The sequence below is a fragment of the Mucilaginibacter sp. PAMC 26640 genome, assembly GCA_001596135.1.
GTDB lineage: Bacteria > Bacteroidota > Bacteroidia > Sphingobacteriales > Sphingobacteriaceae > Mucilaginibacter.
This window is the reverse complement of sequence record CP014773.1, coordinates 4347618-4360338: the sequence shown is the minus strand read 5'-3', so window position 1 is coordinate 4360338 and position 12721 is coordinate 4347618. Positions and strand designations below refer to the sequence as shown.

Here is a 12721-nt window from a genome sequence, read left to right as displayed (position 1 = left end):
CGGGTGTTATTGTATTATGAACCGCCTCCTTAAAAAGCTCCAAAAAATCGGCCGCGACCCCAAGATCACAGCAAAAGCTGTCGGCCTGCGTTATGTATCTGATTCTGCTCCAGGCTTTACGCGTAAAAAGTCGGGAAAAGGATGGAGTTTTTATGATACCGACGCGAAATTGGTAAAAGATAAAGTACTGGTTAAGCGGTTCAGTCAGCTGGTTATACCACCAGCCTATACTAATGTATGGATATCTCCGCACGAGAATGGGCACCTTCAATTTACAGGTACGGATGCTGCGGGCAGGAAGCAGTACCGCTATCATCCTTATTGGAACAAAATTCGGAACCAATCTAAATATCACCGCTTGCAAACTTTTGCTGCGCATTTGCCGGCCATTCGCGCGCAGGTAGACCATGACCTGGCGAAACATGACCTTGGGCATGATAAGGTGGTGGCGTTAGTTGTGCGATTGATGGAACTGACCAGCATCCGCGTTGGTAATGAATCCTATAAAAAACTTTACGGCTCTTTTGGACTGACCACATTGCTTGACAAGCACGTAGAAATTGATGGATCCAAGATCAATTTTGAATTTAAAGGTAAAAAAGGCGTGTTTCATAAAGTGGCTTTGCAAAGTAAAAAATTAGCCAAATTAGTAAAGCAATGCAGGGATATTCCCGGTAAGGAGCTTTTTCAATATTACAATGCAGATGGAAGCCGCTGTACCATCGGCTCCGGCGATATCAATAATTATTTGAAAGATATAACCGGAGAAGATTTTACTGCAAAGGATTTCCGGACCTGGGCGGGAAGCGTAAGTGCGCTGTATGCTTTTAAGGAAGCAGGGGAGTTTGATACCATTACGGAATGCCGGAAGAAGATAGTTAGTGTGTTGGATGAGGTAGCGATAAACCTTGGTAACACCCGTACCGTATGCAAAAAATACTATGTGCACCCCACCGTAATAAAGAGTTATGAAGAGGGTACAATTTTCAAATATATAGCCGAACTGGATGAAAGCAAGGATATCAAATCTTCCGAATTAAACCTTGCTGAAAAAGCGCTGCTTAAACTTCTTGAAAATGAAAAGCTGGCAGAGGCAAGTTAGTATTGGTTAGGTAGGGGACGCCATCGTTAATTCGGTTTTACCTTTCAAAAACCTAAAATTTCTCAAATTGAGAAGCGCCGCCCTTAGCGTTAAAAACGAAACTCGAGATTCAACTATTTCCTTTTTAATTGGTATTGATTGATACTTAGCAAACTTGGACTAAAGCATTAGTTTTTGACCATACCTCCCATTAATTTGGCCAATTAGGCTTCCAAATTAAATTTTATAAACTTTTATAATCGCTTATTAATCAATAATTTATGATGGTTTTATAAAGTAATATGATATATAGAGGACTACGTTTATGTTTGATATAACGTGTTTTGCCAAATTTAATTCTGAAAAGACTTGGTGGTAATCTTAACTATCTAATTTTCAAATATTTGTAGCTAATAGTTATACCTGTAAAAAGCGTCTTTGTAATCTTTACCCATTTCTAAAAAACGGGCTGATACTGTCTTTAAAAAATCTTCATCAAGTAATTCAAATACACTATTCACCCCATCGGTGAGGTCCATCTCCGGGATTTTATAACTCTGTTCAAGGGTGCCCCTTTCTATCTTTACAATAAATTTTTGGTTCATATTGAGGATGGAAATCTTAAATTCCGGATGGGGGAGTTCTGCTATAATTCTCATTTGTGTGTTGGATTATTTTTTAATTTATCACATCAGATCGTACTTTGATCCTATTGCAGTTTTCGGAGCCTTATTGAATTTTGCCTGCTAAAGGTTCTCTGCCATTTATGGTTCCGTGGCTTTCTAAGATGCTGAACCGCGCGAATAGCTCCTCGCTGTACCACCCTTCACTTCGTGTTTTTTTAATTACCTCGGCGTGTTGTTTACTGCCGTACGCAAATGCTTTCATTTGTTCCATACTTTCCCAAACTGAAAAAGTGGCCTGGCGGTACACCGGTGCTTCGCCTACACCAATAGAGGTGATATAGCCCGGTGCTACGGTCATCAATTCTGCTACTTCATCAACATGGCTCCAGAAGTTCTTCAATCTGCTGATCTTGATAGTTGCACGGGTAAGCACTGCGACAGGTCCGCTGGTCGCTTCTGCATCGGGCTTTCCAAATGGCTCTTTACCGTCCCATTTACCATGACTGGCTATTGGCTTGCATACCGCCGTCCATTGTTCACTGCCAAGTGCGCGCCACCATTTGCTCACGAAAGATTGTTGGCTAAAGCGTTCATAATCTTCCCGCGTATCCCAACAAGCTAGCAAACCCCATTGCTGCCAGTCGGGTTGCAAGTCAAAAGTGCCATTACGGCCGCTTCCCAATAGTTTCCAAAAGGTGCATCCTTGCTGTAGCGCCATAGGAAGTCGATGAACAGCCATAGCCAATAGTGCAAATGGCACGAGTGCTTTACGATAGCGGATAATAGTGAGTGTAACGATCAATTAGTTTTGATTAAAATGGAAGCCAACCGTCAGATCAGCGGGCTTAAATAACAGGCTGTTTCTGAGCCGTTCAAGTTCTTTGGTGTCGATGATCTCTTTGTCAAATAACCAGTTCAGATTACTGGCCATCTGTTCAGGCGAAACGAAAGGGTCTGGCCTGGCATAGCGGTTCAATAGATAAGTTTTTTGCTCTTTTTTGATCTGCGCTATAAATGCTAAAACGTAGGCCTGTTTTGGTGAATGCTGATAGAAGGCCAATGACCTCCTGTCGACTAACATTAAATTGATGGTCCGCTCGCGTCTTAAACCGGCGTAAATAAAGAACAAAACAGTAAGCACGGCGTAGGTGATAATATCAGCAGTTGAGGAAGCATCTTTATCGTGGCTTAGGTACGAAATGGTAGTAATGATAGTGCCCAAAAAGAAAAATACGGAAGGCACGACTGTAAGTAGACTAGTATTTATTTTCAGGTTAGTCTTTGGTATAATCTCTTCGAAGGTGAACTCATCCTCAGTGTAGTTGAATGGCCTCTTTACCGTAACCTTTAGTGAATTACCGGTGATTTGAAATTTTTTGGTAATAAAAAAGTTTCGTTGCTTTAGTATTGCGGGCATTGCATTAATTTTGCTCAAATATAAAAGATTAATAGTCATGGCAGAAGACTTAAATATTATCGTATCGGAGGATAAGGTCGATCAATACCGGTCATTGATACCACAAATTGAGGCTTTACTGCATGGCGAAACCGATTTGGTAGCTAACCTTGCTAATGTATGCGCCGCACTTAAAGAACAATTTAAATGGTTTTGGGTAGGTTTTTACTTAGTGAAGGAAAATCAATTAGTGTTGGGCCCCTTTCAAGGCCCGGTTGCATGTACCCGTATTGCCAAAGGTAAAGGCGTTTGCGGTTCGGCCTGGGATCAGGAAAGAACCTTAATTATACCAGATGTTGATCTTTTCCCGGGTCATATAGCTTGCAGCAGTCAAGCCAAATCTGAAGTGGTTGTGCCTGTTTGGGACAAGGATTCCGTTGTTGCCGTGTTAGACGCGGATGCAGATGAGCTGAGCAAATTCGACGAAATAGATGCGCTGTACCTGGAAGAAATTGTAAAACTCATCAGGTTTTAATGGCCAGGGTGTTTTTGCTATCCGGAATGGGTGCTGATAGCCGCCTTTATAAAAATATTGTATTACCTGTGGGGTTTGATGGCATTGCCATGGATTGGATAAGCCCCGCTCAAACCGATAGCTTGGCTACGTACGCTACCAAGTTAATTCTTTATTTCCATATTCAACCGGGGGATGTGGTGATTGGTAATTCATTAGGAGGAATGATAGCGGTAGAGATAGCGAAGCAGGTTAAATTAGTTAAGGTGATTTTAATTTCCAGCATTAAAAAATCACGGAAGCTCCGGCTTACTTTAAGTTTTTTAAAACTATACCGATATATAAAGCTATACCTAAAAAGGTATTGACTGGCGTTGGCTCTTTAATAAAATTGATCTTTGGTAAAATGCAACCCGAAGATCTGGCTTTATTTAAAAGTATGCTCAGCAATTCTTCGCCTGTATTTTTAAAATGGTCAATGGGTGCTGCGCTTCATTTCGACAATATGGAAGATATTCCAAATTTGTATCATATCATTGGAGACAAAGACTTGGTTTTCCCATTTGAAAAAATAATAAATCCTACTGCAATTATAAAAGGCGGCACCCACATCATGATGTTCGACAGTGCCGGTGAGATAAACAAGCTGCTGGCTGATATCCTCTTGAAACCATGAAACTTCCAAATGAATACTACCTCAGCAGCGACGTTGTTGCCCTGAGCCGTGACCTGATAGGGAAGTATTTATTCACCTCAATAAACGGTGAAGTTAGTGGCGGTTATATAGTTGAAACAGAAGCTTATGCAGGCGTTACCGATAGGGCTTCTCATTCCTACGGAGGCAAGCTGACACCGCGTACCCAAACTATGTATATGCAGGGTGGTGTAGCGTATGTTTATCTTTGTTACGGTATACACGAAATGTTCAATATCGTTACTTCGGTTGAAGGACAGCCACACGCAATACTGATCAGGGCGGTTGTTCCAACAGAGGGTATCGATATTATCATGGCCCGCCGGAACATGGAAACGCTTAAAGCCAATATTACCAAAGGGCCGGGGTCTGTAGCAAAAGCTCTCGGAATTTCCAGGAAGGTTAATGCCATTAGCTTACAGAGCGATACCATTTGGATAGAGGATAGAGGTTTAAGATTTTCGGATGATGAAGTCGCAGCAGGGCCAAGGATAGGGGTTGGTTACGCCGGAGAGGACGCTTTTTTGCCTTACCGCTTTTACTTGCGTGGAAATATTTATGTAAGTAAGCCCAACAAATAATTTTTTGGTTGGTTTATCATTCATCTAAGAACAAACAAGATGAGCAACTGGTCTAAAACCGAAAGCCTGCAATACCTGCAGGATAAAATTAAAGAAGTAAAAACTGCAATGCTGACTACCTATAACCCGGAAAAGGGTTTTAGCAGCAGGCCAATGGGGACTGCTAACGTAGATACCGAAGGCAATATATGGTTCTTCACTAACGAATATTCTGAAAAAGCAAGTGAGATTTCCGTAGAGAACACGGTATCGCTCACCTATTCCGATCCTGGCAATCATACTTATTTAAGCATCATTGGTGAGGCCGAATTTGTGGATGATAAGGCTAAGATGAAAGAGTTTTGGAATCCTTTTATCAAGGCGTTTTTCCCGGAAGGCATCGAAGATCCGAAACTTACGTTAATAAAAATCACACCAACCGATGCAGAATTTTGGGATAGCAGCAGCAGCAGTATGGTTGTAATGTTCAATATGCTTAAAGCCGTAGTCACCGGTAAACGGTATGGCGAAGGTGAGCACGGTAAGATAGATTTATAACGAATTTTTTGCGAATGAACTTGGCGCGGAGCGCAGCAACCACACAGCGGCCTTGAAGTATAAGAGATACTTTAAGGCCGCTGTATGTTATAAGCAAACTGCATTTGTATATGATCAAATCATCTCTTTTCTGTATTATTGACTAATGATTTACCAGTCAACTTTAAGTTTTGCAGCAGAACAGGACGAAAGGGATGAGCTTAAACTGTTTCGTTCCCAGTTCCATATTCCTAAACACAAAGGTGTGGATGCCATTTACCTTTGCGGAAACTCCTTAGGCTTACAGCCCATTTCTGCCAGGAAGTATCTGCAGGATCAACTGGATGCCTGGCAGGCTAATGCTGTAGAAGGCTGGTTTGTGGGAGATGACCCCTGGTTATCCTACCATAAGCAGCTTATCCCTACGCTTGCGGATATTATAGGTGCCCGAACGGATGAGATCACCATCATGAATTCGCTTACAGTGAATCTTCACCTGTTGATGGTAAGCTTCTATAAACCAACGAGTAAAAGATTTAAGATCCTGATGGAAGCTGGTGCATTTCCTTCAGATCAATACGCAATGGAAAGCCAGGTAAAGTTTCATGGATACGATCCAGGCGAGGCTATTGTGGAAGTGTATCCGCGTGAGGGAGAGGTAACTTTACGTACCGAAGATATTATTCAAAAGATCCGGGAGAATGCTGGTGAGCTGGCGCTGGTGATGTTTAGCGGAATAAACTACTTTACCGGCCAGCTGTTTGATATGGCAGCTATCGCCAAAGCAGCCCACGGGGCCGGAGCTTTTGCTGGTTTCGACCTGGCACATGCAGCAGGCAATGTACCTCTTAACATGCATGATTGGGATGCCGATTTTGCTTGCTGGTGCTCCTACAAATACATGAATTCTGGTCCGGGCGGTATCAGCGGTGTGTTTGTGCATGACAAACATTTTGGAGATACCGGCCTTGATCGCTTTGCCGGCTGGTGGGGGTATCGAAATGATAAACGGTTTTTGATGGCACAAGGGTTCGAGCCGGAAGCGGGCGCTGAGGGCTGGAACGTAAGCACAGCGCCAATCATGCTGCTGGCACTACACAAAGCATCACTGGATATTTTTGATAATGCAGGGGGGCTTAAGCTGCTTCGTGCAAAAAGCGAAGCTTTAACTGGTTATCTCGAGTTTTTGATCAATGAGATCAACGAAAAAATGGAAGATGAGGTGTACCGGATCATTACCCCAAAAAACAAAGCTGAGCGTGGCTGCCAGTTATCTATAGTTTGTAAGAATAATGCAAAAGACATATTTAATTACCTGGCTGAAAATGGGGTTATTGGCGACTGGCGGGAGCCGAATGTGATCCGCCTGAGTGCTGTGCCGTTATATAATACCTTTACGAATGTTTTTAATGCCGCACAATACCTTTTTAAAGCCCTTGATGCTGTTATAAAAGAATAATGATATACTATAATCCTAAACAGTGGTTTTCGCTCATATTCCGGTTTAATAAGGCCGATACCCTGCGTGAGCTTTTCCCGCTGATGACCTGTGTTAGTATCTATGCTGGTGTTGTCACTTTTTTATTGCTGGATGTTTTTCATCTGGAAGAAACGAGTATTTTGAGGAAAGTGATCTATATACATCAAACCATAGGTTTTGTATTTTCATTACTGCTGGCCTTCCGAATTAATTCTGCCTATGATCGCTGGTGGGAAGGCCGTAAGATCTGGGGGAGCCTTACCAACAATAGCCGTAACCTGGCTATCAAATTAAAACACCTCGTCAACGATGAGGAGTTTGCCTTTTTCGCTTATGCCATTCCCCGCTTTGCGCGAACCCTTCGCGATCACCTGCGGGATACCTATGTTGCGGAGGAGCAAGGATTTATAGTTATCGACCCGAAAAAGCACGTACCTAATCAGGTAGCGTCGGACATCATTAAACACGTTTATCGCCTTAACAAGCAAGGGCAGATCAACCCGGAGCAATTGGTTAGTATAACCACCGAAATTACTTCTTTTACAGATATTTGTGGGGCATGTGAGCGGATCAAAAAAACACCCATACCGTTTTCTTACAGTGTTTTTATCAAGAAGTTTATCTTTACCTATATCATGACTTTGCCCTTTACCTGGGCTTTCGATCTTAAGTATTTTATCATGCCTATCATTGGTTTTATTCTTTTTGTTTTCGCCAGTATAGAACTGATTGCTGAAGAAATTGAAGATCCATTTGGTTATGACGCGAATGATTTGCCGGTGGACAATATTTGCGAGAACATTGAAAAGCACGTTGGCGAGATCTTTTCCAGGTAAATCTATGCTTAAAATAGCTTTCGATCCCATCTATGCGCATCCGCTTCCCGAAGGGCACCGCTTCCCGATGCTCAAATACGAACTGATACCCGCACAACTGCTGCACGAGGGCGTGATTGAGCCGGAAAATTTATTTTCACCTGCGGAGCTGGATGAAGAGACAATTCTGTTTACGCATGAAAAGGCCTATTGGGAGCAGCTGCGTGATTTAACCCTGCCGGCCAAAGATCAGCGCCGTACCGGTTTTCCTTTATCAGCCAAATTGGTGGAGCGTGAGATCAGGATAGCGAAAGGAACAATAGATGGCTGCCACTACGCTTTTGATCATGGTATTGCCTTTAACGTCGCCGGTGGTACCCATCATGCAGGCAGCAATTGGGGGGAAGGTTTCTGTTTATTAAACGATCAGGCCATTGCAGCTAACTACTTATTAAATAGAAACTTATCAAATTCTATCTTAATTATTGATTTAGATGTTCACCAGGGAAACGGCACGGCTCAGATCTTCGAGAAAGATCCCCGTGTGTTCACTTTCTCTATGCACGGTGAAAAGAATTTTCCGTTCAGAAAAGAACATTCTGATCTTGATCTTCCGCTTGATGACGGGATCGGCGATGAAGCGTATCTGGGCTTACTCAAAAACACTTTGCCAAACCTTTTTGCAACCCATGTGCCCGATTTTGTTTTTTACCTGGCCGGGGTAGACGTTTTGGCATCAGATAAATTGGGAAAACTTTCACTAAGTAAGCAGGGCTGTAAAGAACGTGACAGGTTTGTACTTGAACAGTGCAAATTGCGGAATCTCCCGGTGCAGGTAAGTATGGGTGGGGGATATTCACCCGGCATCAAAGACATTGTAGAAGCACATTGCAATACTTACCGGGTAGCGAATGACTTGTTCTTTTGAGTGAGTAAGATGCTAATAGGATCGTTAATAGCCATTATTAATTTGAATTTTTATCCTATTGAACGCTAAAGCAAATTAATATCAATAATTTTGCAGCATACTATTTTATACGTACAACAATGGCCGATGCAATTACCGCTATGAACAGGTTAAACCAACTTTTTGCTAATAAAAAGGAAAATTTGCTGTCAATATATTTTACAGCAGGCTACCCTAAACTAAATACAACGGTAGACATTGCCGAAGCCCTGGAACAAGCCGGTGCGGATTTCCTGGAAATTGGTTTTCCGTATTCTGATCCGGTTGCAGACGGGCCTACGATTCAGCATAGTTCTGAAACTGCTCTCCTGAACGGAATGACGCTAAACGTTTTGTTTGAGCAGTTGAAAGATCTTCGCAAAAGAGTAAGCATCCCGGTGCTGTTAATGGGTTACGTCAACCCAATTGTACAGTACGGTGTTGAAAATTTCTGTAAGCAAGCTGCGGCGGTAGGTGTAGATGGTATTATTGTACCAGATCTGCCAATGTACGAGTATGAGATGCTGTACAGCAACCATTTTCAAGATCATAACCTCAGCAATATTTTTCTGGTGACGCCTCAAACTTCAGAAGAACGCATCCGCAAGGTAGATGAGTTAAGCAATAGCTTTATCTACCTGCTTTCGTCGTCCTCTATTACTGGCGGCAGCCTGCAATTAACCGACAGTATTGAAGACTACTACAAGCGCGTAAAAGGCATGCAGCTGAAAAACCCTGCTATAATCGGCTTCGGAATTTCCGACCATAATTCCTTTAGCAAAGCCTGTCAATATGCCAACGGAGCCATTGTAGGGAGCGCATTTGTAAAGCTGCTGGGGCAGGATGATTACATGCAAAAGATCCCTGCTTTTATAAAAGGAATAAAGGCTTAACCGAGATGGGGGATCTGCCCCTAAACCTTGGTTGTTTTTTCTATAGCAAGGGTAATGTACTCATCCACCAATACCGTGGTGGGATTTAATTTCTTGGCTGTTTCAAAATTATGCAGCGCTGCGCTAGCGTCGCCGGTTTCTAATAAATACATTCCCTGTACAAGATAAACGTAAGAGTTGCCGTCGTTCAATTCCATTGATTTATTGATATCGGCAAGGGCTTCGTCAAGCAGCCCGAGTTTAACATTGGCATATGCGCGGTTGGTTACCGCATATGCCGACGCAGGATCTATTTCTATAGCCTTATTCAGGTCATCACAGGCTGCGTTATAATTCCCAAGCAAGTTGTACACAAAACCCCGGTTATTGAGGGCGTAGTAATCCTCATTCAATTCAATGGCCCGGGTCAATAATTCCAGTGCCTCATTATACTCTTTCAATTGGATATGAGCAAATGATAAGTTGACGCAATTATAAGAGGTCAGCGATTGCTTCAACGTTGCCGTCAGATACCTGTTAGTAAAAGTAGTAAGTAGTTCAAATTGCTTAAGCTCAACATAACTTTGGATGTACAGGCTGCAGATATATTCGTTTAAGTATTTTTTGTCTATTTGATCAAGCTCGGCTAATGTTTTCTCAAATTCATCGTTATGAAACAGACTGGCAGCTTTAAACAGATTTTTGTTGGCACCCCTAAGTTTAAGCAGAGTCAATATCTGCAGCCCATCAGAATAGAGCGTAGAATCGCGCTCTAACTTACGTGGGTATAAATTGCTTATTAAACTTAACAAGGCTAAAGCGAAAAATACTACAATAATAAGTTTCAGCGCACCATGCACACTGGTATCAATTAAGAAAGGGTACAGCAATGATGCAATAAGCAGAGTGCCTGCAGGACCGGCAAATAAAATGATAGCATTTTCAAGGGTGGATGGTAGCGGTTCAAAACGGCAAAACCCTTCCGCACGCAGATAGGAAAGGCGCAATTTAACCTTAATAGTAAGTTTTCCTATTACAAATTTCCAGCCCTCAAATTCGGAATAAGAGCCAATATAAATGGTTACATTCCTTTTTGTATAATAAATAGCCGGTAGCGCATGTGCCAATTCATGCAAAAAAATGAGAATAAAACTTACCGTATTTATACATAACAAACCAAGAATAGCGAATATAGATAGGTAAACCCAGTTATCGATCACAAGCTAAAACTATTGCTATTTTAAAGAATTTCCTACAGGTAATCTTCCAGTTTTCCTTTTCCTTCGCGAATTACCTCAAACTCACCGGATGTACAGTTGATTACCGTGGATGCTACGTTATCACCGTAGCCGCCATCGATCACCAGGTCAACCATGTCCTGGTATTTTTCATAGATCAGTTCCGGGTCAGTAGAATATTCGATAATGTCATCATCGTCTCTGATGGAGGTTGAGAGAATAGGGTTGCCTAGTGCTTTGACAATCTCCCTGGCGATATTGTTATCCGGAACACGAATGCCGACTGTTTTTTTATTAGAGCTTAACAGTTTTGGTACAGCATGACTGGCATTGAATATAAACGTAAACGGCCCGGGCAACGCTTTCTTCAGCACCCGGAAAGTAGTATTATCTATTGGTTTGATATAATCCGAAATATGGCTCAGATCGTAGCAGATAAAAGAAAAGTTGGCTTTCTCGGGCTTAATGTTCCTGATCTTGCAGATGGCCTCAATGGCTTTATGATTGGTGATATCGCAGCCCAAACCGTAAACTGTATCGGTAGGGTAGATGATGAGCCCGCCCTTTCTTAACACATCAGCTGCCTGCTCAATAGCTTTTTGGTTCGGATTTTCTGGATAGATTTTGATAAGCATAATGTAGAAGTTTAGAGATTCGAATTTTTGGTTTCGAATTCGCTGATGCAAAAGTGCAATAACCATTCCGAATGGAGGGAAGGAATTTCGAATTTCGAATGTTCAATCAATAAATTATCTCGAAATTCGAATTTTCAATTTCGAAATTGCTGATGCAAAATCATTAGGATTGGAGGGAAGTAAATTCGAAATTACTTGAGTATTTCGAATTTTCAATTTCGAATTTGCTGATTCAAAGGATTAAAAAACACGAACGTATTGGTACAATTTCGGTTGAAAAGAATAACTAAACCTGGCGGTACTTTATAAATAATTTCGAAATTAAACATTCGAAATTCGAAGTCATTCAATTCCTACAAAATCTATCGAGCTGAATACAATGTGCGATTGAAAAATTATCTTTTAAAGCTAAATTAGATGGCTTTTTAATTACGTCAGGAAAACATCGTAATTTATTTGAATTTAATCAGCTGAAATAAATAAATTTATGTTTCTAAATAATTAAAGGTATAATATAGTACATGTTTTTACAAACTATATTATACCTTTAATTCACCAATCTAAACCAATATGAAATATTTCTTATCAGTTGTTGTTGCCTTTTTAGTGATTAAATTATCCAATAAAAGCTTTGGGCAACAAAAAGATACTTTGAAAAACACGCCTGCAAACACCTACTATCAACAAAAGCTTGGTGTAGATCAGGCTGAAGCTACCCAGTGCGGCGATATAAAGTTGATAAGTTTATGAAAAAATTTGTATTGTTAATGGTAGTTGTTGCATTAATGAGTGCAACCTGCAAAAAAGATGCTGTGGAGACTGATGGTCTTCCGGCTATTTCACAAACGGGTGCCAATACCTTCGGTGCAACCGTTAACGGCAAAATATTTTTGCCAAAAGTTAACTTCGGGAATTTTACCCCGAAACTGGTTGTGTCTTATTCGCTAAGTCCTCAACAACTACAGATGACGGCTAATAATACAGACAACAATAATGGATTCAGTTTTATTTTCAATGATGTTTCGTTTAACACCGGCGATGTTATCCAATTGACTCAGTTGATTGTTGGTAAAAGAAATGTCGCTATGGGCGGTTATAGTATCACCAGGGAAACGGGAGGGAGCTATGACATTATCTCACCACTTTCCGGAACGCTGACTGTTCTGAAATTTGACGTTACACAAAAAATTTTCGCCGGAACATTTTCCTTTGAAGCAGTCAACACATTAGGCGAAAAGGTAGTTGTAAAAGACGGCCGTTTCGATGTTAAATTGCAATGATCTGCTCTGAATTCTAATAACCTACACAACCTAATTTAACCTTCTCA

The 12721-nt window shown here is 41.4% G+C and carries 17 protein-coding genes; 12 read left to right on the top strand and 5 right to left on the bottom strand.

The features are described 5' to 3' along the window. Nucleotides 1-16: 16 nt before the first annotated feature. Nucleotides 17-1102 (top strand): DNA topoisomerase I, encoded by a 1086-nt coding sequence (locus tag A0256_18840; GenBank protein ID AMR33329.1) that lies wholly within the window; start codon nucleotides 17-19, stop codon nucleotides 1100-1102. A 389-nt stretch (nucleotides 1103-1491) separates the two neighbouring features. Here A0256_18840 and A0256_18835 read toward each other — a convergent pair whose 3' ends face one another. From A0256_18835 to A0256_18825, 3 genes are all read right to left on the bottom strand, one after another. Next, nucleotides 1492-1740: a hypothetical protein gene (locus A0256_18835; GenBank protein ID AMR33328.1), complete on the bottom strand. Its 249-nt coding sequence runs from the start codon at nucleotides 1738-1740 to the stop codon at nucleotides 1492-1494. Nucleotides 1741-1810: 70 nt separating this feature from the next. After that, nucleotides 1811-2509: a spheroidene monooxygenase gene (locus A0256_18830; protein ID AMR33327.1), complete on the bottom strand. Its 699-nt coding sequence runs from the start codon at nucleotides 2507-2509 to the stop codon at nucleotides 1811-1813. After that, complete coding sequence (locus A0256_18825) at nucleotides 2510-3163, bottom strand: hypothetical protein (GenBank protein AMR33326.1); 654 nt, start codon at nucleotides 3161-3163, stop codon at nucleotides 2510-2512. On the opposite strand from A0256_18825, the gene A0256_18820 reads away from it, so the two are divergent. From A0256_18820 to A0256_18780, 9 genes are all read left to right on the top strand, one after another. Beyond that, complete coding sequence (locus tag A0256_18820) at nucleotides 3162-3638, top strand: diguanylate cyclase (GenBank protein ID AMR33325.1); 477 nt, start codon at nucleotides 3162-3164, stop codon at nucleotides 3636-3638. The genes A0256_18825 and A0256_18820 overlap by 2 nt on opposite strands. Continuing rightward, complete coding sequence (locus A0256_18815; protein AMR33324.1) at nucleotides 3638-3985, top strand: hypothetical protein; 348 nt, start codon at nucleotides 3638-3640, stop codon at nucleotides 3983-3985. Before A0256_18820 ends, A0256_18815 begins: the two co-directional genes overlap by 1 nt. A 38-nt stretch (nucleotides 3986-4023) precedes the next feature. Beyond that, nucleotides 4024-4293 (top strand): hypothetical protein, encoded by a 270-nt coding sequence (locus A0256_18810; GenBank protein ID AMR33323.1) that lies wholly within the window; start codon nucleotides 4024-4026, stop codon nucleotides 4291-4293. Continuing rightward, nucleotides 4290-4892 carry a 3-methyladenine DNA glycosylase gene (locus tag A0256_18805; protein AMR33322.1) on the top strand — a complete coding sequence of 201 codons (603 nt, stop codon included), beginning with the start codon at nucleotides 4290-4292 and terminating at the stop codon, nucleotides 4890-4892. Before A0256_18810 ends, A0256_18805 begins: the two co-directional genes overlap by 4 nt. A 39-nt stretch (nucleotides 4893-4931) precedes the next feature. Further along, nucleotides 4932-5429, top strand: a complete 498-nt coding sequence (locus tag A0256_18800) for a pyridoxamine 5'-phosphate oxidase (protein ID AMR33321.1) — start codon at nucleotides 4932-4934, stop codon at nucleotides 5427-5429. Nucleotides 5430-5574: 145 nt separating this feature from the next. After that, the gene (locus tag A0256_18795) at nucleotides 5575-6867 is read left to right on the top strand and encodes a kynureninase (protein ID AMR33320.1); all 1293 of its coding nucleotides are present in this window, start codon (nucleotides 5575-5577) and stop codon (nucleotides 6865-6867) included. Next, nucleotides 6867-7724, top strand: a complete 858-nt coding sequence (locus A0256_18790) for a hypothetical protein (protein ID AMR33319.1) — start codon at nucleotides 6867-6869, stop codon at nucleotides 7722-7724. Before A0256_18795 ends, A0256_18790 begins: the two co-directional genes overlap by 1 nt. 4 nt (nucleotides 7725-7728) lie before the next feature. Further along, on the top strand, nucleotides 7729-8631 hold the full coding sequence (locus A0256_18785) for a deacetylase (GenBank protein AMR33318.1): 903 nt from the start codon (nucleotides 7729-7731) through the stop codon (nucleotides 8629-8631). A 140-nt stretch (nucleotides 8632-8771) separates the two neighbouring features. Then, nucleotides 8772-9542 (top strand): tryptophan synthase subunit alpha, encoded by a 771-nt coding sequence (locus A0256_18780; protein AMR34617.1) that lies wholly within the window; start codon nucleotides 8772-8774, stop codon nucleotides 9540-9542. A gap of 20 nt (nucleotides 9543-9562) precedes the next feature. Here the strand turns inward: A0256_18780 and A0256_18775 are convergent, their stop codons facing one another. Further along, a complete protein-coding gene (locus A0256_18775; GenBank protein ID AMR33317.1) occupies nucleotides 9563-10741 on the bottom strand; it encodes a hypothetical protein in 1179 nt (392 codons plus the stop codon). A 32-nt stretch (nucleotides 10742-10773) separates the two neighbouring features. Further along, entirely contained in the window at nucleotides 10774-11394 is a 621-nt protein-coding gene (locus tag A0256_18770; protein ID AMR33316.1) for a threonylcarbamoyl-AMP synthase, read from the bottom strand. A gap of 570 nt (nucleotides 11395-11964) precedes the next feature. Here A0256_18770 and A0256_18765 point away from each other — a divergent pair. Next, entirely contained in the window at nucleotides 11965-12144 is a 180-nt protein-coding gene (locus A0256_18765) for a hypothetical protein (protein AMR33315.1), read from the top strand. After that, complete coding sequence (locus A0256_18760; protein ID AMR33314.1) at nucleotides 12141-12674, top strand: hypothetical protein; 534 nt, start codon at nucleotides 12141-12143, stop codon at nucleotides 12672-12674. Before A0256_18765 ends, A0256_18760 begins: the two co-directional genes overlap by 4 nt. The last annotated feature ends 47 nt before the right edge of the window (nucleotides 12675-12721 follow it).